The following is a 20,532-nucleotide window of genomic DNA, read 5'->3' as shown; positions in this document are numbered from 1 at the left end:
CCTCCTTCATTTGAAAGCAGGAATCAGTGTGGCGAAATTCAGTTGCCAGCCACAGGTGCGGATTTATTGGCGCTTACGGATGTCCACTGAGCGATCCCGTTGCTTGCCCATGTAAAACCCAACCCGACTCTCGGGCTTGATGCGAAGGTAAGTTGCTGCCGCCTGGTGAAGAATTTCTTCCCGGTGGGCGACAAATAGAATTCGTCGAGCACCCACCTGCACTGCGTCGAAGGCCGAGAGCCAGGTTTTCCCGAGCCCTGTTGCCAAAACCACCAAGCCCCGTCGGTAACCCTCTTCGCGGGTCTGCTCCAGTGCATTCAGTGCGGCTGCCTGAACCTCATTTGGTTTGGGTGAAGGCTCCTGTTCTGCACTGCCGGGGGCAACTGGCAGAGGTGGCGGCACCCTTCGCTTGGCGTAGTCATCTATCCATTGGTCGGTAAGGGGGACCACGTTGGGATGCTGAAACAATTCCTCAAACCGGCTGACGGCCTCCAGGTAGCCGGGGTCCGGGGGAAAATCCACTTGGTAGTTCCACTCCAATCCATCCTGTAACGCTTGGCGGCTGATATTGCTGGAGCCTATGAAAGCCCTACCCCAAGACTGGTCATTACCGGAGTGACCTGCGAACAGGTAAGCCTTCATGTGAAAACTGCTGCCGCGACTTTGGTAGACCCTTACTTGGGCACCTTGATCCTGCAAAAGGACCAACTTTCGCAATGCCTCCGGGTCAGTAATATCCAAATAATCACTGGTTAGAATCTTGATAGTGACCGGTGAGGAATCACGTTGAAGGGCGCTAATAAGGTCGGGGAAAAGGAGGTTTAAACCGGTCGTTTTGACAAACGCGACGGCCATATGTACCTGATCTGCCGACCGGATGCCATGGCACAGCTTTGGGAGAAAATGGTGGCTCTTTCCCCCAATTGTGAGCTGCTTGTGGGGCGCGTGCTGTTTGCATACCAGAATGTTCAGCCACTGCTCGTCTCGTCCCGGACGCTGATCAGTTGTGCGCCAAAGTCTGAATGATTCCACTTGAGACAAATGGTGTATCCATCGCTCGGCCAGATCTTCATTGGCATCAGTAAAGTGACGGCCATTACTTTGCCGCTCACCCGAACCGACCTTAAAACTCATATACAGAGCACGACTGGGTTTCAAGGCAAGCCAGAGACGCTCAATCGCATCTGGGACGTCGGATTCCGGGAAATGCAATAAGCTGGCACAGGCCCAAATACCATCGTAAACGCTGAGCTCAGACACATCGGAAAATGTTCGATGCTGAACTGACAGCCCAGACTTCTTCGAAGCGAGCATAGCAATCGATTCGGAGCCATCAAAGGCCGTCACGCGGTAGCCGCTTTGAGAGAAATAAAGTGCGTCCCGGCCAGAACCACAGCCTGCGTCTAAAATGTGGCCACCGCCAGGGACCATTGGTAGAAATTCCTCGTAGAGTTCGTTCATTCTGACCTCAAACGTCGCCTCTACAAACGCTGCGGCATTATTGTCGTAATAGCCTAGCGTGTCTGGCATTTGGTGGTTTCCTTGCAGCTGCTTCGCACCCTACTTATTGATTAACCAGGTTAGCAGTTGGTGATCTGATGGCCAACTTCCGTCAAAGCCTCGTCTTAGATTTCGCAAAAGCCCTACGGCCCACAAAACCCGTTCCTGATACAATGCGCTCAATTATTAGCCGCCGAACAATCGCCGCGGCAGAACACACAAAGATTCGGATCAAGCAGTCAATGACCGCAAACAACGCCACACACACCACCAACCTTTCTCAGGCTCGTGACCAGAGTGCTGGTTCCGGCCCGTCTCGCCGCTTCTGCGTGGCCCCCATGATGGACTGGACCACTACCCACTTCCGTTATCTGGCGCGCCAGCTGAGCCGCAATACGCTGCTGTACACGGAGATGGTAACCACCGGTGCGCTGATCCATGGCGATACCGCCCGCTTCCTGCGCCATGACGAGGCGGAGTACCCGCTGGCGTTGCAGCTGGGCGGCAGTGATGCCGGTGAGCTGGCGCATTGCGCGACGTTGGCGGAGCAGTATGGGTTTGATGAGGTGAACCTGAATGTGGGCTGCCCCAGCGATCGGGTGCAGAACAACATGATCGGTGCCTGCCTGATGGGGCATCCGGACAAGGTGGCCGAGGGCGTACGGGCAATGATTGACGCCACCGGCCTGCCGGTCACGGTCAAGCACCGGATCGGGATTGACGGCCGGGAGTCCTGGGACGATCTGTGCGAGTTTGTGGAAAAGGTTGCCGCCGCCGGCTGCCGTACGTTTATTGTTCACGCCCGCATTGCCATCCTTGAGGGCCTGAGCCCCAAGGAAAACCGCGACATTCCGCCGCTGAAGTACGACTGGGTGTATCGTCTGAAGGCGAAATACCCGGAGCTGGAGATCATCATCAACGGCGGCATCAAGACCTTTGAGGAATGCCACCAGCACCTGCAACACACCGACGGCGTGATGCTGGGCCGGGAGGCGTACCACAACCCCTGGTTGCTGGCCGGCGTCGATCCCGAGTTCTTCGGGCAGGCCGCGCCGGTACAGAGCCGCCATGAGGCGTTGCGGGCGACGCTGCCCTTTATTCAGCGTGAGCTTGAGCGGGGCGTGTTTCTTACACACATGTCACGTCACCTGCTGGGGCTGTTCCACGGGCAGCCCGGGGGGCGTCAGTTCCGCCGCCACATCAGCGAGAACGCCCACAAAACCGGGGCCGGGCTGGAAGTGATCGAGGAAGCCCTCGCGCGGGTCCACGAGCCTGAAAAACCGGTGATAGCGCCGGCTTAATCGGATCTATACCTTTTGTTGTCTTGTTCCTGTCAGACCAGCCCGTTATTGTAGGGAAATTGCCGCAAACTCTGCGTGAGATGCGCGCCAACACCCAAGGAGCGGGTGCTCCAATAACGAATCAACCGGGACGACAGGACGACGAATGACCAGCAAACTTGAACAACTGAAAACCATGACCACGGTGGTTGCCGATACCGGTGATCTGCAAGCCATTGCTCAATGGCGCCCGGAAGATGCCACCACCAACCCGTCCCTGCTGCTGAAAGCGGCGGCGTCCGACGCCTACCGCCCGATGCTGGACAAAGCCATAGCCATGGCCAGCCGCCAGGGCGGGTCGGATACCGAGCAACTGGCGTACGCCACCGATACGCTGGCGGTGCTGGCCGGCCGCGAGATTCTGGAGCTGATACCCGGTGTGGTCTCCACCGAAGTGGATGCCCGCCTGTCGTTTGACACCGACGCCACCCTGGCCCGTGCCCGCCGCCTGATTGAGCTTTACGACCAGCAAGGCGTAGACACCAGCCGGGTGCTGATCAAGATTGCCTCCACCTGGGAAGGTATTCGCGCTGCGGAGCAGTTGGAGAAGGAAGGCGTTCACTGCAACCTGACGCTGCTGTTCTCCTTCATTCAGGCCGCCGCCTGTGCCGACGCCGGGGCGTTCCTGATCTCCCCGTTCGTGGGCCGTATTCTGGACTGGCACCTGGCCAACAGCGGCCGCGACAGCTACCCGGCGGCGGAAGACCCCGGCGTGCAGTCGGTCTCGCGCATCTACAATTACTATAAGACCAACGATTACAAAACCGTGGTCATGGGCGCGAGCTTCCGCAACATCGGTGAGATCGAGATGCTGGCAGGTTGTGACCGCCTCACCATCAGCCCTGCCCTGTTGCAGGAACTGAAGGACGACGCCGGCACGCTTGAGCGCCAGCTCTCTCCTGCCACAGCCAGTAGCCAGGACAAGCCCGGCACACTGGATGAGCGCCTGTTCCGCTGGGAATCCAATGAGGACGCCATGGCCACCGAGAAGCTGGCAGACGGCATCCGCCGCTTCGCCGCGGACCAGATTGAGCTGGAGAGCCGGGTGCGCAAGCTGGCGAGCGCCGCGTAACCCTATTCGCAAACACCGGAGGATCCGCCCCACCATGATCGAACGCCTGAAGCAGTTGTTTGCCCCCAACGAGGGTGATGCCCGCGAAGCGCCGGACCCGCATCAACTGGCCGTCGCCGCCACCGCCCTGATGGTGCAACTTTCCCGTGTGGACAACAACGAAGACGACCGGGAACTGCAAGCCATTCTCGATCTGGCGGTGAACGTGCACCAAGTGACCCGGGAAGAAGCGGAAGACATCCTGCAGAACGCATTAAGCCACGCGGATGAAGCCACGTCGCTCTATGAGTTCACCGGGCAGATCAACGAACACCTGGATCAGGCGGCCAAGCAGTCGTTGCTGGAGAACATCTGGCGGGTGGCGTTTGCCGATGGCCGCATCGACAAGTACGAAGAACACCTGATTCGCAGAATGGCGGACCTGCTCCATCTCAACCACCGCGAATACATGCAGGCACGCCACCGGGCCGACGCCGCGAGCTGACCCCAAAGCACCGAACAAGGAGCGATCATGTTAGCCATTCTTCATCCCGACACTCCGTTGGACAGCGAAGCCTACCGGCAGACCCTGCACTTTCTGGAGCATCTGCCCGGGGTCACCGTGCGGGTTCATGAGATTCAGGGCGCCACTCAGCGGTTGACGGAAATCTACCTGCTCGGCGATACCAAGTCCCTGGACAAGGAGGAGATCGAGGCCCTGCCTGCGGTGGAGCGGGCGATCCGCATATCCGACGACTACCGTATTCTGGGTCGCCATCGGGATGATCGCCGCCAGAGTGGCTTTACCTACAACGGGGTGGAGTTCAGCCAGTCAAACCTGAACATCTTCGCGGGACTGTGCGCCGTGGATGTGCCGGAGCACGTCGAGATGATGATGCAGGCGCTGGAAGAGCATGGCGAAGTCTGCACCCGCATGGGCGCCTACAAGCCGCGCACCAACCCCTATTCGTTCCAGGGCCACGGCAAGGGGTGCTTACCCTGGGTGTTCGAGAAAGCCGGGAAGCATGGTATCAAGGTGGTTGCCATGGAGATTACCCATGAAAGCCACATCGAGGAGATCGACACCTGCCTCGAAAAGCTGGGCCGCCCCACCGGGGTGATGCTGCAGGTCGGCACACGCAACACCCAGAACTTCGAGCTGCTGAAGGCCATTGGCCGCCAGAGCACCTACCCGGTGCTGTTGAAGCGGGGGTTCGGTATTACCCTGAACGAATCCCTGAATGCGGCGGAATACCTGGCCAGCGAGGGTAACGCCAACGTGATCTTCTGTTTGCGCGGCATGAAAACCGAAGCCGGCCAGCCGCACCGCAACATGGTGGATTTTGCCCATGTGCCTGCGGTGAAGCGACTGACCCGGATGCCAGTGTGTGTGGATCCGTCGCACTCGGTGGGCAGCCGCGACCGGGCGCCCGATGGCATCCTCGATGTCATGCACGCCACCGCTCAGGGCGTTATTGCCGGCGCCAACATGGTACTGGTGGATTTCCACCCGAAACCGGAGAAAGCGCTGGTGGACGGCCCACAGGCCCTGCTGATGCGGGAATTGCCGGCGTACCTCGAAGACATTCGCCTGTGCCACGACACCTGGAAGCAACGCCAGGCCATTTATCAACGCTTGAAGGAATCAGCCACAGAATGATTGTGTACGGACACCGGGGTGCCAAGGGCGAAGCCCCGGAAAATACCCTGGCGGGGTTTACCCACGCCTATCGCCACGGCATTCGTCATTTCGAGTTTGATCTGGTGCTGTCCAAAGATGGCAAACCAGTGATCATTCACGACCTGACCGTGGATCGCACCACGGGCCAGAAAGGCGCGGTGGCCAATTACACCGCAGACGAGCTGGCCGCCATGGACGCCCGGCGCAACGGCACACCGTGGCCCCGCAAGGCGGGCGTGCCCTCGCTGGAAGATCTGCTGGACGAATTTCCGGACCTTGAGCACCTGCAACTGGAGGTCAAGAAAGACAGCCGCCAGCGGCTCAACGTCCTGTGTAATCGCCTGACCGAGATCGTTCAGCGGCGGAACCTGTATCAACAGGTGGCGGTGACGTCCTCGGATACCTGGTTCCTGCAGCAGATGCGCCGGCGCGACACACAGATCCGGCTTGGCCTGGTCACCGAGAAGAAATTCCCGCGCCCGGTCAATCTGGCGGCGCGCCTGCATTGCGATTACCTGTGCATCAACTGGAAAATCTGCAGCAAGGCCATTGTAGAGGACGCCCACCGGCGCGGCATGCACGTGTCCGCCTGGACGGTGAACCGTATCCACGACATGCTGGAGCTGGAGCAGCAGGGGGTGAACAGCATCATTTCGGACTTCCCTACCAGCACCCGCATGTTCTTCGATAACCGTGCCAATTCCGTTCTGGCCCTGACCCGCAGCGATTCGGCGGACAGCACAGGCGAGCCCGCGGCCCTGCCCACCAACTGATCCTTCGGCCATAAAAAACCGGGTGGCGGACTTTCCTCCGGCACCCGGTTTCTGGCTTCAGCCCACTCAGAAAATGCGATTCAGGCCGTTCAGCGCCGCCACCCGGTAGGCTTCCGCCATGGTCGGGTAATTGAACGTGGTGTTGATGAAATAATTCAACGAATTGGCTTCGCCTTTCTGGTTCATGATGGCCTGACCGATGTGGACGATCTCGGCCGCCTGGTCGCCAAAACAGTGAATGCCCAGAATTTCCCGTGTCTCGCGGTGGAACAGGATCTTCAGCATGCCTACCGCATCGCCGGTGATCTGCGCTCGCGCCAAATCCTTGAAAAACGCCTGGCCCACTTCGTAAGGCACCTTGGCTTCGGTCAGCTCGCGCTCGGTTTTGCCGACAGAGCTGATCTCCGGGATGGTGTAAATCCCTGTGGGTACATCCGAGACGTAGCGGAAATACTCGTCATGAACAATATCAGACGAGGCTGAGCGGCCCTGATCATAGGCGGCACTGGCCAGGCTCGGCCAACCGATCACATCGCCGGCGGCGTAGATGTTCTCGACCTCGGTGCGGTAATGCTCGTCCACCTTCAATTGGCCACGGCCGTTGGGCTCGAGGCCCACGTTTTCCAGGCCCAGCTTTTCGGTATTGCCGCTGCGCCCGTTACACCACAGGAACGCATCGGCGCGAATCTTTTTGCCGGATTTCAGCGACAGCACCACGCCGGCATCATCGCCGTCGACCCGTTCGTATTCTTCGTTGTGCCGCACCAGCACACCGTTGTTGCGCAGGTGGTAGCTCAGTGCGTCGGAAATCTCATCGTCGAGGAAAGTCAGCAGTCGGCTGCCCGGGTTAATCAGGTCCACTTTCACGCCCAGGCCTGCAAAGATCGAGGCGTATTCCGAACCGATAACGCCGGCACCGTAAATAATCAACGTGCGCGGGGTGTGGGAGAGGTTCAGAATAGAATCCGAGTTGTAGATTCGGTGGTGGCGGAAATCCACATCCGGCGGCAGATACGGCCGCGAACCGGTGGCAATGATTGCCTGCTTGAAATGCAGGATTTCTGCCGACTTGGCGCCACGTACCTCGATCCGGTTAGCGTCCAGGAAATAGGCGCGACCGTTGATCAGCTCCACCCGGTTGCGGGCATAGAACTGGGTGCGCAGCTTGACCTGCTTGCCGATCACTTTCTGGGCGTTCTGCAGTACCCGCGGGAACGAGAACCAGCGCGGCTCACCAATGTCGCGGAACATCTGATTGGTGTTAAAGGTGATGATCTGCTTGACGGAGTGACGCAGCGCCTTGGAGGGGATGGTTCCCCAGTGGGTGCAGTTACCACCAACGGTGGGCTTGTCTTCGATGATCGCGACACGTTTGCCGTGTTTCGTCGCATTCATCGCTGCACCTTCTCCGGAAGGACCAGCGCCGATAACGACGACGTCGTAATGATGTTCTGCCATGCGTGCAGTGACTCCTTAAGTACGTCGCAAGTGATACGCGTGAAACTGTCTTATTATTTCCTGGTGGCGTCGTAACTCAGCGAGTTCGCAGCATTGCCCTCGTTGGCAACCCGCTCATTCTCCTCTTCACATTTCTGGGTGTTACCGCCACAGATATCACAGGACTGGTTGATACCCAACGCCCCGATACCACCACAGGTGCCGCTGATGGGCTTGCGGCCAAAAATAACGCCCACCGACATGGCGGCCACCAGAACCGAAACAATCAACAAAACCAACAGAAAGGTACCCATAAGGCCTCCCCTTTACTGAGTAAGGTACGACGTGAATGCAGGGGTGTGATGGCTCTCGAACCCGCCATCACGACGCACAATGAAATAAGCCGCTATGTTTTCGCGGGTGGCCAACGCCTGTGCCCGTTCGTATCCCATAACGTTGAACCCCGTTGCCAACGCATCCGCCAGCATGGTGTTCTCGGCGATCACCGTGACCGACGCGAGATTGTGCACGATGGGCCGACCGGTATCTGGGTCTATTGTATGCGAATAACGACGGCCTTCCGATTCGTAATAGTTACGATAGTCGCCGGACGTCGCCATGGCATGCTCGTCGAGCGCCACTACCCGGTTGATCTGGCGCTGCTCCGACACCGGCTCTTCGATGGCCAATCGCCAAGCGCTGCCATCCGGTTTGCGGCCGTTGACCCGCACTTCCCCGCCGATCTCGACGAGGTACGACGCCACGCCGGCATTCTCGAGAAAGCGGGAGACGGCGTCGACCCCGTACCCCTTGGCGATGGCCGAAAGATCAATGTACTGGGACTTGCTGGCCCGGATTGCCGGGGGCTCCGCTCTCAACTCGAGCTTTTCGTACCCGGTAGCGTCCAGACGTGCCGCCAGCTCGTCGTCATCAGGCACCTTGTCCGGGCGGGCTTCAGGGCCGAATCCCCAGAGATTGACCACAGGGCCGATGGTGATATCAAACGCACCCCCGGTCAGGCTGGATACGTCGACCGCGGTGGCGAGCACTTCGTGAAGCGGCACGGAAATATCAATCCAGTCGGACTGATCTTCGCGACCGTTCAGGCGGGAGAGCTCGGAATCCTCACGCCAGGTCGACATGGAAGCGTCAACCTCTTCAAGAACCTCTGTTATGCCCTCGCCCAGATTCTCAAGCGAGGCCTCGTCGTCGGTCAATACGACGTTGATATGATAGCGGGTGCCGAAGACAGGTCCGGCAATTTCCCAAATCTGTTGCGGCTTCTCAAACGAACAACCCGCCAGCGCGACCAGGGCCAGCGTCATGAGGACGCTGGTCACTGCCACCCTGGCGGGTCGGAACATGCGGGATGTCATCTGAGCTGATTACCCTCCGAAGTCATCCAGCATGATGTTCTCGTCTTCGACACCCATATCTTTGAGCATCTTGATGACGGATGCGTTCATGATTGGGGGCCCACACATGTAGAACTCACAGTCTTCCGGCGCCGGGTGGTCCTTCAGATAGTTTTCGTACAACACGTTGTGGATAAAGCCGGTCGGGCCTTCCCAGTTATCTTCCGGCAGCGCGTCTGACAGGGCAACGTGCCACTCGAAGTTGTCATTCTCTTCGGCCAGGCCGTCGAAGTCTTCCACGTAGAACATCTCGCGGACACTGCGGGCGCCGTACCAGAAGCTGATCTTGCGCTTCGAGTTCAGGCGCTTGAGCTGGTCAAAGATGTGGGAGCGCATCGGCGCCATGCCGGCACCACCACCGATGAACACCATTTCGGCATCGGTCTTCTTGGCGAAGAACTCACCAAACGGCCCCATCACCGTCACTTTGTCACCCGGCTTCAGGTTGAACACGTAGCTGGACATGATGCCCGGCAGGTGATCAGTGCCCGGGGGCGGTGTCGCGATACGGATGTTGAACTTGAGAACACCTTTCTCTTCCGGATAGTTCGCCATGGAGTAGGCGCGAATGGTGTCTTCCTTGTTGATGGCCTTGTAACGCCAGATGTTGTGCTTGTCCCAGTCTTCGTGGAACTCTTCCTCAATAACGAAATCCTTGAAATCGATTTCGTACGGAGGGCACTCAAGCTGAACGTAACCGCCCGCGCGGAAGTCCACTTCCTCACCTTCCGGCAGCTTCAGGACCAGTTCCTTGATGAAGGTGGCCACGTTGTGGTTGGACACCACTTCGCATTCCCACTTCTTCACGCCGAAGAACTCTTCCGGCACTTCGACCTTCATGTCCTGCTTTACCGGCACCTGGCACGACAGGCGCCAGCCTTCTTTCTCTTCACGATTGGTGAAGTGGGTCTTCTCGGTGGGCAGCATGGCGCCGCCACCTTCCAGAACCTTGCACTTGCACTGGGCACAGGTGCCGCCGCCGCCACAGGCGGACGACAGGAAAATACCATTACCTGCCAGAGTTCCCAGCAGCTTGCCACCGGCTTCGGTGGTCAGCGTATGTTCCGGGTCGTCATTGATTTCGATGGTCACATCACCGGTGCTTACCAGCTTTGAACGGGCCGCGAGAATAATCGCAACCAGCGCCAGTACGATAACGGTGAACATGACCACGCCAAGAATAATTTCAGTACTCATGGTCTCGCCTTTTCGTTAAACCGAATCACCGGGTTGATTACAGTGAAATACCTGAGAACGACATGAAGCCAAGTGACATCAGACCCACAGTGATGAAGGTGATGCCCAGGCCACGCAGTCCCGGTGGCACATCGCTGTACTTCAGTTTTTCGCGGATGCCGGCCAGCGCAACGATCGCCAACGCCCAACCCACACCGGCACCGAAGCCGTACACCACACTCTCGCCGAAGGTATAGTCCCGCTCAACCATGAACAGCGACGCGCCCAGAATGGCGCAGTTCACTGTGATCAGCGGCAGGAACACACCCAACGCGGCGTAAAGCGAGGGAATGTACTTGTCCAGTACCATCTCCATGATCTGAACAATCGCAGCGATTACACCGATATACGTAATAAGTCCGAGAAAGCTCAGGTCCACGTTCGACAACCCGGCCCACTCCAGCGCACCGTCACGAAGGATGCTGTTGTACAGCAGGTTGTTCACCGGCACCGTGACCGTGAGCACCACCACAACGGCGATACCCAGACCCGTAGCGGCTTCGATCTTCTTCGAAATCGCCAGGAATGTGCACATACCGAGGAAGAAGGCCAGCGCCATGTTCTCAACAAAAATGGCCTTCAGAATCAAGCTGATATAGTGTTCCATCAGAAGGCCTCCTTGGCGGTTTGGCGCGACATCTTGTAATCCGCCTCTTCGATCTGGTCAGGCTTCCAGACACGCAGTGCCCAGATCGCAAGACCGATGATGAAGAACGCGCTCGGCGGCAGCAGCATCATACCGTTCGGCACGTACCAGCCGCCTTCGTTGACCACCGGCATCAGGGAAATCCCGAACAGGGATCCTGCGCCCAGCAGTTCACGGAAAAACGCTACAAAGAGCAGCAGTACTGAATAGCCCAGGCCGTTACCGATGCCGTCGAGGAAGCTCAGGTAAGGACCGTTCTTCATCGCAAAGCCTTCAGCGCGGCCCATTACGATGCAGTTGGTGATGATCAGACCCACAAACACCGATAGCTGCTTGGAGATCTCGTAGGCGTAGGCCTTGAGCACCTGGTCCACCACGATAACCAGCGAGGCGATGATGGTCATCTGCACGATGATCCGGATACTGCCCGGAATCTGGGTGCGAACCAGCGATACCGCCAGGTTGGCAAACGCCGTTACCGCGATAACCGCCGCACACATAACCAGGGTTACGTTCATGCTGGTGGTCACCGCCAGTGCCGAGCAGATCCCGAGGATCTGCAGGGCGATCGGGTTGTTACTGAAAATCGGCTCGAAGAGAACCTGTTTGGCTGAAGCGTCTGCCATGATCAGACCTCCCCTTCACGAAGTTTTTGCAAGTAGGGCGCAAAGCCGCGCTCGCTCATCCAGTAGTTGACGAGCTGCTCAACACCGCGGCTGGTCAGCGTCGCTCCGGACAGCGCGTCCACTTTGTGCTCGCGATCCGCAGCATCGGCACTGACGCCGCCTTTCACCAGGCGAACCTGGGGCTCGGCCCGCTCGCCGTCGTAGACCTCTTTACCCACCCACTGCTGCTTCCAGCGGGGGTTATCCACCTCGCCACCCAGACCCGGGGTCTCGGCGTGCGCGTAGAAACCCAGACCTTCGATCGTGTTCAGGTCACCTTCCAATGAGATGAACCCGTACAGTGTTGACCACAGGCCATACCCGTGAATGGGCAGCACCACGCGGGTGACTTCGCCGTTCTCGCTCATGGTGTAGATCTTGGCAACGTTCGGACGACGTTTGATGCCGGCCTTGTCCTCGGACGACGGAATATTGGTCGACATACTCGGGTCCGATGCTGCCTTGTACATGTCGTACTTCATCGGATCCTGCACATTCACCACGGACGGTTCAACGTACTCACCGGTGTTGAGATCGACCAGGCGCACCTCGAACTCGCCGAACAGTTCCTCAATTTCTGCGGCACTGGCGCCTTGCGGCAGCAGGCCGGCAGCCGACAGGATGTTGGTTTTGATATCGAGGTTCTGGTTCTTCACCTGCGCCGGTCTGAGCACGACGGCAGCAGTAGACACCACCACCGAGAAAAAGATACTCAGAACTGCGGCAACAACCAGTGTTCTGGAGACGGTTTCTTTAGCTTTAGCCACGAGCAAGCCTCCGTTTGATGTTGGCCTGAACCACGTAGTGGTCCATCAATGGCGCAAACAGGTTGGCAAAGAGGATGGCCAGCATGATGCCCTCGGGGAAGGCCGGGTTGACCACACGGATCAACACTGTCATCACACCCACAAGGATGCCGAAGCACCAACGACCGGTGTTGGTCATGGCCGCAGAAACCGGGTCCGTGGCCATGAACATCATACCGAACGCAAAGCCACCCATGACCAGATGCCAGTGTGCAGGCACGGCAAACATGGGGTTGGTATCGGAGCCGACAATGTTCAACAGTAAGGACGTGGCAATCATGCCGATCAGCACACCCCCGACAATGCGGTAGGAGGCAATTTTCATCGTCAACAGGATCGCGCCGCCGATCAATACGGCCAGGGTGGAGGTTTCGCCCATGGAACCCTGGATCGTGCCCATAAAGGCGGACATCCAGCCAATCTGGGTCTCCAGCGCTTCCAGGCCGCCACTGGCAGCCCAGCTCAGCGCCGTAGCGCCACTGAAGCCGTCGACAGCGGTCCACACGGTGTCACCGGAAATCTGCGCCGGGTAGGCGAAGTACAGGAACGCACGACCGGTCAGGGCCGGGTTCAGGAAGTTCTTGCCGGTACCGCCGAACACTTCCTTACCGATAACCACACCGAAGGTGATACCCAGGGCCACCTGCCACAAAGGAATGGTCGGCGGGCAGATCAGTGCAAACAGCACCGACGTGACAAAGAAGCCTTCGTTGACTTCGTGACGGCGAACCGTCGCGAACAGCACTTCCCAGAAACCACCGACCACGAAGGTGACGGCGTAGATGGGTATGAAGTACGCCATGCCATATACGAAGTTGTCCCAGACACCCGCACCGGCGCCGGTGACGGCAAGCGCCTGAATGAACGCAGTCCGCAGGCCGCCGTCGCCGATCAATGCATCCGGATTGGTTGCAAGGTAACTGTTGGCCTGAAAGCCGATGTTCCACATGCCGAAGAACATCGCAGGGAAAGTACACATCCACACGGTAATCATGATGCGCTTGAGGTCAACGCCGTCACGCACGTGTGCCGTGGTGGAAGTCACTTTGCCAGGGGTGTAGAAAATGGTGTCTACGGCCTCGTACAGCGCATACCAGCGCTCGTACTTGCCGCCCTTCTCAAAATGATGCTCGATTCCATCGAGAAACTGTCTGATAGCCATCGTATTAGCCCTCGATCTCGATTCGGGTCAGGTTCTCGCGGAGAATCGGACCATATTCATATTTACCCGGGCACACAAAGGTGCACAGCGCCAGATCTTCTTCATCCAACTCCAAAGCGCCGAGCTTCTGTGCCATTTCGGTATCACCGACAATCAGCGACCGAAGCAGCTGGGTGGGCAGAATGTCCAGCGGCATGATCCGCTCGTAGACACCGGCCGGAACCATCGCGCGCTCACTGCCATTGGTGGTGGTGGTGAAATTGAACAGCTTGCCGGACATCAACTTGGACACGTAGATGTTCAGGGTAGAGAACCGATTCGGCCCCGGAGACAGCCAGCCCATGAATTCGCGCTTGTTACCCTCTTCCAGTACCGAAACCTGATTGGCGAAACGGCCGAGATAGGCACAGGGGCCGTCGCTGCGGCGACCGCCGAATACCGAGCCGGAAATCACCCGAACGTCGCAGTCTGTGGCCACTTCGTCTGCCAGCAGCTCGTCCAGATTGGCACCAACACGGGTGCGCACCAGACGCGGCTTGGCGGCTTTGGGCCCACCAATGGCGACAACGCGCTCGACCGGAAGTTCCCCGGTTTCGAACAGTTTGGCGATGTCGATGACGTCCTGATAACCGATGGACCAGACCAGCTTGTTGCCGGCAATCGGATCGAGGTAGTGGATGTGAGTACCCACGTTGCCCGCCGGATGCACGCCGTCAAACTGATGAACCTCAACATTATCCGCCTTGGGAACCGGCACGTCTGAGCCGGGCTTGCCGGTCACAAACACCTTGCCGGTGGTCAGCTTGCCCAGGATTCTCAGGCCTTTTTCGAACGCGGCACCGTTTTCACGGATGATCACGGTCGGGTCAGCGGCCAGGGGATTGGTGTCCATCACAGAGACGAAAATGGAATGAGGCGCTGAATCGATGGTGGGCACCTTGCTGTAGGGACGCGTTCTCAGCGTTGTCCACAGACCGGATTCAACCAGATTATCAACCACCTGCTGGCGTTCCAGACCCGCCAGGCCGGCATCGCTGTAGCGCGCGAAGGTTTCCGCGTCATCGCCATCGATCTCGACGACAACCGACTGGAACACGCGGCGCTCACCGCGGTTAATTTCTTTCACCACACCGGCAGCCGGTGAAGTGTAACGAACGCCCTCGGTCTTCTTGTCCGTGAACAGCAGCGTACCGCGCTTGACACGGTCTCCCTCTTTCACAGCCATCGTCGGCTTCATGCCGTTGTAGTCAAAACCGATCAACGCCACGTGGCGAACGGCTTTGCCATCAGTAATGGTCTGTTCGGGAGCGCCGCTGATGGGAAGATCCAGGCCTTTTTTGATCTTGATCATTAGCCTCATCCAATCATCAGAAACTATTCTATGGATTTGTAACGCCAGACACCTGCGGCCCAGGAAATGTTGAGAAACGGGGTGCCAGACGTACCCAAAATCGCGCCAATTATAGAGATTAGTTAACCTCATTTCCACCAGAAACCCCGCGGACTTTGTGCACGAACGTAACTTGCGGCGGTTTTTTCGGGGCCAAAAAAAGAAACCCCGCCAGCGCGAGCTGACGGGGTTTCGCGATCCTTCAGGGAAAGATCAGTCGCGGGCGCGCTTGGGGAAAATCGGGTAAGTCACGCCGGCCATCTGGTTCACCACACGAACCACCTGGGCACTGTAGCCGAACTCGTTGTCGTACCACACGTACAGGATCAGTCGCTTGCCACCGGCAATGGTGGCCTGGGAGTCAACGATACCGGCATGGCGGGAGCCCACGAAGTCGGTAGACACTACTTCCGGCGAATTAACGAAATCGATCTGCTTCTGCAACTCAGAGTGCAGCGCCATTTCACGCAGGTACTCGTTCACGCCCTCAACGTCCACGTCCTTCTTGAGGTTCAGGTTAAGGATGGCCATGGACACGTTCGGGGTCGGCACGCGGATGGCGTTGCCGGTCAGCTTGCCTTTCAGTTCCGGCAATGCCTTGGCGACTGCCTTGGCGGCACCCGTCTCGGTGATCACCATGTTGAGCGCGGCACTACGACCACGGCGGCTGCCCTTGTGGTAGTTGTCGATCAGGTTCTGGTCGTTGGTGTATGAGTGAACGGTTTCAACGTGGCCGTCCTCGATACCGTATTCGTCATGAATCGCCTTCAGTACCGGCGTGATCGCGTTGGTGGTACAGGAGGCCGCTGACAGAATCTTGTCTTCGTCAGTGATCCAGTCGTTGTTGATGCCATACACGATGTTCTTGATGTCACCCTTACCCGGCGCAGTCAGGATCACGCGGCTCACACCCTTGGACTTCAGATGCAGGCTGAGGCCGGCCTCGTCGCGCCAGATACCGGTGTTGTCGATCACGATGGCGTTGTCGATGCCGTAGGCGTTGTAGTCTACCTGGTCCGGACCTTTGGAGTAGATCACCTGGATGTAGTTTCCATTGGCGATCAGCGCGGAGTTCTCGGCATCGACAGTGATGGTGCCATCGAAAGGACCGTGCACGGAGTCACGACGCAGCAGGCTGGCGCGCTTCTCCAGATCGTTCTCGGCGCCGCCCTGGCGAACCACGATCGCACGCAGGCGCAGGTTGTTACCGCCACCGGCCTTTTCAATCAGGATACGTGCCAGCAACCGGCCGATACGGCCGAAACCATAGAGAACAACGTCTTTGGTGCCATTCTCGGCGTTCTGCTCGGACTGAGCCGCGTACTGACCCACAATCGGACCGATTTCACGGTTGAGAAAATCCTCAAGCGAACCGCCTTCGGCCTTGAACTTGACCGCCAGCTTGCCGATGTCCACGTGGGCAGTGCCAAGCTCCATCTTGTCCATGGCCTGCAGGATGGGCAGCGTGTCATGAACCGACAACCCGCTGTCTTCTACCTGGCGCACAAAACGGTGAGCACGAATGATTCCGATAACCGACTGGTTAATGATGGCGCGACCGTAAACGGAGGTCACCACGTTGTTCTTGCGGTACAGGCGGCCGATCAGCGGAATCATCGCTTCCGCAGTGGATTCTCTGTCGGTCCAGTTAGACAGGTGCTGGTTGATCTGTTCGTGACTCACGCTTGAACCTCTGCAGTTGGCACTTGGAAAATAGGGCGCATATTATCCAACTTAAACCGCCAGACCGCAAATACAGACGCTGATTCCGTTCGTAGACGCTCTGCCCTGCATTGCGGACAGGCCGCTTGCGGGCATGTAGAATACGCGCCTCGCCGCCCCGGACTTCACACAGCAGGAGATTGAACACACCCATGACCGACGGTGCCTCTTCCCGGAATGCCCCCGCGCTGGTCGCCCCGGCTTTTCCCGCCAAAGCCGGCGATCATCGCCAATGGGGCCAATTGCATGGCAGCAGTGATGCACTGGCCATCTGCGAGAGCGCACGCCAGCATCATGGCCTGACCCTGGTGATCACCCGCAGCACCGACGAAGCCATTCAGCTTGAGCAAGCCATGCGCTATTACCTGGGGCTGCCGGCGGAAGAGGACGGTGCCGCGTTGACCGGCAGCGGGCTGGAGTTGCTGTCGCTGCCGGACTGGGAAACCCTGCCCTACGACCTGTTCTCGCCGCACCAGGACATAACGTCTCGCCGTATCCGCACCCTGCACCGCCTGCCGGCCACCCGCCACGGCGTGCTGGTCGTGCCGGCGCGCACGCTGATGCACCGGTTGCCTCCGGTGAGCTATTTGCAGGGCAACACACTGTTGCTAGAAGTTGGCCAGTCGCTGGATATCGACACCTGGCGGCTGCAGCTGGAATCCGCCGGCTACCGCCATGCCGAAAATGTCTATGAGCACGGTGAATATGCGGTGCGGGGCGCCATTCTCGACATTTTTCCCATGGGCGCCACACAGCCGTTCCGCATCGACCTGTTCGATGACGAAATCGAAACCCTGCGCACGTTCGATCCGGAAACCCAGCGCTCCATCGACCGCATCGAGCGCATTGAACTGCTGCCGGCGAACGAGTTCCCCTGGAACAAGGAGGCCCGGTCCGGCTTCCGCAACCGCTGGTTCGAGCACTTCCCCCACGCCGACAAGAACGCCCCGATCTATCAGGACGTGACCCACGGCATTACGCCTCCGGGCATTGAATATTATCTGCCGCTGTTTTTCGACGAGACAGCCACGCTGTTCGATTACCTGCCAGCGGGCACCCACGTGTTTACGGCGGATGGCCTCAACGAGGCGGTTTCCCATTTCGACGTGGATACCCGCGCCCGCCACGAAGACCGTCGCCACGACCGGTTGCGCCCGATTCTTCCGCCGACCGCGCTGTTCCTGCAGCAGGACGAACTGTTCGGGCACCTCAAGCATTTTCCGCGCGTAACCATGACCACCGGTAATGTCGACGGCGCCGGTGCCGAAAACTGCGGCGCCGCAGAGCTGCCCGATGTGGCCATGGACGGGCGCGCTGCCGATCCGGCAGGACGCCTGAAACGCTTCGTTGAAGAGTTTGCCGGGCGCGTGCTGCTGTGCGCCGAGTCATCCGGTCGTCGGGAAGCCTTGATCGACAACCTGTCGGATCAGGATGTAAAGCTGGAGACCCTCGACAGCTGGCAATCGTTCCTCACCAGCCCGGACTGCAAGCTGGGCATCACCATCGCCCCCATGGAACAGGGCCTGCTGCTGCCCGGCCAGGGCCTGGCGCTGATCACCGAAACCGCCCTGTTTGGCGAGCGGGTACTGCAGCGGCGGCGGCGGGAAAAACCCACGGAAGTGGACGACTCCGGCTATCGCGACCTGTCCGAACTGCGCATCGGTGCGCCGGTGGTGCACATCGACCATGGCGTGGGCCGGTATCAGGGCCTGGAAACCATTACCGTAGAGGGCGAAGCCAACGAGTTTCTGATGCTGGAATACGCCGGCAATTCCAAGCTGTACGTGCCGGTTTCCAGCCTCCATCTGATTTCCCGCTACAGCGGTTCCGACACCGAGCATGCGCCCCTGCACAAGCTGGGCACCGACCGCTGGAGCAGCGCCAAACAGAAAGCGCTGGAGAAAATTCGCGATACCGCTGCAGAGCTGCTGGATGTGTACGCGCGCCGCGAGGCCCGCAAAGGCTTCTCGTTTGAGGATCCGAAGGAAGCCTACCGCAGCTTTGCTGCCGGTTTCCCCTTCGAGGAAACCCCGGATCAGCAGATCGCCATCGAGTCGGTGTTCGAGGACATGACCAACGAACGCCCCATGGATCGTCTTGTTTGCGGCGATGTGGGCTTCGGCAAAACCGAGGTGGCGATGCGCGCCGCCTTCATGGCGACCTTCTCCGGCAAACAGGTGGCGGTGCTGGTGCCCACCACCCTGCTCGCCCAGCAGCACTATGAATCGTTCCGCGACCGCTTCTCCGATACCGCGGTGAATGTGGAGCTGCTCAGCCGCTTCCGCAGTGGGGCCCAGACCAGCAAGGCCATGGCCGCCATCGAGGCGGGCAATGCAGACATCGTGATCGGCACCCACAAGCTGCTTCAGGGCGACATTAAATTCAAGAACCTGGGGCTGGTGATCATTGATGAGGAACACCGCTTCGGTGTGCAGCAGAAGGAAAGGCTGAAGGCCCTGCGCGCCGAAGTGGACATGCTGACACTCACCGCGACACCGATTCCCCGCACCCTGAACATGGCCATGGGCCATCTGCGGGATCTGTCGATCATCGCCACGCCGCCGGCGCGACGGCTGTCGGTGAAGACCTTTGTGCGTCAGCGTGACGACGCCATGGTCAAGGAAGCCATCCTGCGGGAGATCCTGCGCGGTGGTCAGGTGTACTTCCTCCACAACGACGTGTCCACCATCCAGAAGACCGCCGAGGACCTGCGCAGGCTCATTCCGGAGGCCCGCGTCGGCGTTGCCCACGGCCAGATGCGCGAGCGGGAACTGGAACAGATCATGTCGGACTTCTACCACAAGCGCTTCAACGTGCTGGTGTGCACCACCATTGTGGAAACCGGTATCGACATTCCCAGCGCCAATACCATCATCATCGAGCGTGCCGACAAGTTCGGTCTTGCCCAGCTGCACCAGCTCCGGGGTCGGGTCGGCCGCTCGCACCACCAGGCCTACGCCTACCTGCTGACACCGCCACCCCGCTCCATCACCGCAGACGCAAAAAAACGGCTGGATGCCATTTCCGAAGCTCAGGATCTTGGGGCCGGCTTCATGCTGGCCACCCACGATCTGGAAATCCGGGGCGCCGGCGAGCTGCTGGGAGAGGAACAGAGCGGCCAGATCGAGAGCATCGGCTTCACCCTGTACATGCAGCTGCTGGACGAGGCGGTCAAAGCCATTCGCGAGGGCCGCACGCCCAACGCCGACCTGCCCCTGAGCCACGGCACCGAGATGAACCTGCGCATTCCGGCACTGATCCCGGACGATTACCTGCCGGATGTGCACAACCGGCTGATGCTCTACAAGCGCATCGCCAGCGTCGGTAAAAAAGAAGAATTAAAAGAACTTCAGGTTGAGATGATTGATCGCTTCGGTTTATTACCGGATCCGGCAAAGAATCTTATGCGCCAGACCGAACTTCGCCTGCAGGCGGAGGCACTGGGCATCGTCAAAATCGATGCAGGAAAGGAGTGGGCGCGGCTGGAATTCGGCGCAACCACGCCGGTTGATCCGCTGGTTCTGGTTAAAAAAATGCAATCGGCACCGGACCAGTACCGACTCGAAGGGGCCAACAGTTTCCGGTTCCGGCTGAAGGATGACTCAACCGGTGGTAAACTCGACGGCATTTCCGACATGCTCGGCCAGCTGACTGCCTGAAACACCGGCAGCGGCCCGCCGACAGACAGCAACTGACACAGTGGAGTAC

17 protein-coding genes are annotated in these 20,532 nt (G+C 58.9%); 6 read left to right on the top strand and 11 right to left on the bottom strand.

Annotated features, from left to right (window positions below):
• Nucleotides 1–63: 63 nt before the first annotated feature.
• Entirely contained in the window at nucleotides 64–1,530 is a 1,467-nt protein-coding gene (locus MLC70_RS12025; RefSeq protein WP_248184039.1) for a DEAD/DEAH box helicase family protein, read from the bottom strand.
• A 212-nt stretch (nucleotides 1,531–1,742) separates the two neighbouring features.
• Here MLC70_RS12025 and dusA point away from each other — a divergent pair, with 212 nt between their 5' ends.
• The 5 genes from dusA to MLC70_RS12000 all read left to right on the top strand — a co-directional run bounded on the left by dusA (nucleotide 1,743) and on the right by MLC70_RS12000 (nucleotide 6,345).
• Nucleotides 1,743–2,801: a tRNA dihydrouridine(20/20a) synthase DusA gene (gene dusA, locus MLC70_RS12020; protein ID WP_282448439.1), complete on the top strand. Its 1,059-nt coding sequence runs from the start codon at nucleotides 1,743–1,745 to the stop codon at nucleotides 2,799–2,801.
• 145 nt (nucleotides 2,802–2,946) lie between these two features.
• On the top strand, nucleotides 2,947–3,912 hold the full coding sequence (gene tal, locus MLC70_RS12015) for a transaldolase (RefSeq protein WP_248184038.1): 966 nt from the start codon (nucleotides 2,947–2,949) through the stop codon (nucleotides 3,910–3,912).
• A 34-nt stretch (nucleotides 3,913–3,946) separates the two neighbouring features.
• On the top strand, nucleotides 3,947–4,396 hold the full coding sequence (locus tag MLC70_RS12010; RefSeq protein ID WP_248184037.1) for a tellurite resistance TerB family protein: 450 nt from the start codon (nucleotides 3,947–3,949) through the stop codon (nucleotides 4,394–4,396).
• Between the two features lie 27 nt (nucleotides 4,397–4,423).
• Nucleotides 4,424–5,551: a 3-deoxy-7-phosphoheptulonate synthase gene (locus tag MLC70_RS12005; protein ID WP_248184036.1), complete on the top strand. Its 1,128-nt coding sequence runs from the start codon at nucleotides 4,424–4,426 to the stop codon at nucleotides 5,549–5,551.
• Nucleotides 5,548–6,345, top strand: coding sequence for a glycerophosphodiester phosphodiesterase (locus MLC70_RS12000; protein WP_248184035.1), 798 nt, complete (start codon nucleotides 5,548–5,550; stop codon nucleotides 6,343–6,345). Before MLC70_RS12005 ends, MLC70_RS12000 begins: the two co-directional genes overlap by 4 nt.
• Nucleotides 6,346–6,411: 66 nt before the next feature.
• On the opposite strand, the gene sthA is transcribed toward MLC70_RS12000, so the two are convergent.
• The 10 genes from sthA to MLC70_RS11950 all read right to left on the bottom strand — a co-directional run bounded on the left by sthA (nucleotide 6,412) and on the right by MLC70_RS11950 (nucleotide 16,770).
• On the bottom strand, nucleotides 6,412–7,803 hold the full coding sequence (gene sthA / locus MLC70_RS11995; RefSeq protein ID WP_248184034.1) for a Si-specific NAD(P)(+) transhydrogenase: 1,392 nt from the start codon (nucleotides 7,801–7,803) through the stop codon (nucleotides 6,412–6,414).
• Between the two features lie 53 nt (nucleotides 7,804–7,856).
• Nucleotides 7,857–8,096, bottom strand: coding sequence for a (Na+)-NQR maturation NqrM (nqrM, locus tag MLC70_RS11990; RefSeq protein ID WP_248184033.1), 240 nt, complete (start codon nucleotides 8,094–8,096; stop codon nucleotides 7,857–7,859).
• A 12-nt stretch (nucleotides 8,097–8,108) separates the two neighbouring features.
• Nucleotides 8,109–9,158: an FAD:protein FMN transferase gene (locus MLC70_RS11985; RefSeq protein WP_248184031.1), complete on the bottom strand. Its 1,050-nt coding sequence runs from the start codon at nucleotides 9,156–9,158 to the stop codon at nucleotides 8,109–8,111.
• Between the two features lie 9 nt (nucleotides 9,159–9,167).
• Entirely contained in the window at nucleotides 9,168–10,394 is a 1,227-nt protein-coding gene (nqrF, locus tag MLC70_RS11980; RefSeq protein WP_248184030.1) for an NADH:ubiquinone reductase (Na(+)-transporting) subunit F, read from the bottom strand.
• Nucleotides 10,395–10,431: 37 nt separating this feature from the next.
• Nucleotides 10,432–11,040 carry an NADH:ubiquinone reductase (Na(+)-transporting) subunit E gene (gene nqrE / locus MLC70_RS11975; RefSeq protein ID WP_248184029.1) on the bottom strand — a complete coding sequence of 203 codons (609 nt, stop codon included), beginning with the start codon at nucleotides 11,038–11,040 and terminating at the stop codon, nucleotides 10,432–10,434.
• Complete coding sequence (locus tag MLC70_RS11970; RefSeq protein WP_248184028.1) at nucleotides 11,040–11,705, bottom strand: NADH:ubiquinone reductase (Na(+)-transporting) subunit D; 666 nt, start codon at nucleotides 11,703–11,705, stop codon at nucleotides 11,040–11,042. Before MLC70_RS11970 ends, nqrE begins: the two co-directional genes overlap by 1 nt.
• 2 nt (nucleotides 11,706–11,707) lie before the next feature.
• Entirely contained in the window at nucleotides 11,708–12,511 is an 804-nt protein-coding gene (locus tag MLC70_RS11965; protein WP_248184026.1) for a Na(+)-translocating NADH-quinone reductase subunit C, read from the bottom strand.
• On the bottom strand, nucleotides 12,504–13,712 hold the full coding sequence (locus tag MLC70_RS11960; protein ID WP_248184025.1) for an NADH:ubiquinone reductase (Na(+)-transporting) subunit B: 1,209 nt from the start codon (nucleotides 13,710–13,712) through the stop codon (nucleotides 12,504–12,506). The genes MLC70_RS11965 and MLC70_RS11960 overlap by 8 nt, the downstream gene beginning before the upstream one ends.
• Before the next feature lie 4 nt (nucleotides 13,713–13,716).
• Nucleotides 13,717–15,063 carry a Na(+)-translocating NADH-quinone reductase subunit A gene (locus MLC70_RS11955; protein WP_248184024.1) on the bottom strand — a complete coding sequence of 449 codons (1,347 nt, stop codon included), beginning with the start codon at nucleotides 15,061–15,063 and terminating at the stop codon, nucleotides 13,717–13,719.
• Nucleotides 15,064–15,315: 252 nt separating this feature from the next.
• Nucleotides 15,316–16,770 (bottom strand): glyceraldehyde-3-phosphate dehydrogenase, encoded by a 1,455-nt coding sequence (locus MLC70_RS11950; protein WP_410797591.1) that lies wholly within the window; start codon nucleotides 16,768–16,770, stop codon nucleotides 15,316–15,318.
• Between the two features lie 206 nt (nucleotides 16,771–16,976).
• Between MLC70_RS11950 and mfd the strand changes: the two genes are divergently transcribed.
• On the top strand, nucleotides 16,977–20,483 hold the full coding sequence (gene mfd, locus MLC70_RS11945; RefSeq protein ID WP_248184022.1) for a transcription-repair coupling factor: 3,507 nt from the start codon (nucleotides 16,977–16,979) through the stop codon (nucleotides 20,481–20,483).
• Nucleotides 20,484–20,532: the final 49 nt, after the last annotated feature.

It is taken from the genome of Marinobacter goseongensis, assembly GCF_023156235.1.
Classification (GTDB): domain Bacteria; phylum Pseudomonadota; class Gammaproteobacteria; order Pseudomonadales; family Oleiphilaceae; genus Marinobacter; species Marinobacter goseongensis.
This window is presented reverse-complemented; position numbering and strand designations above follow the sequence as displayed.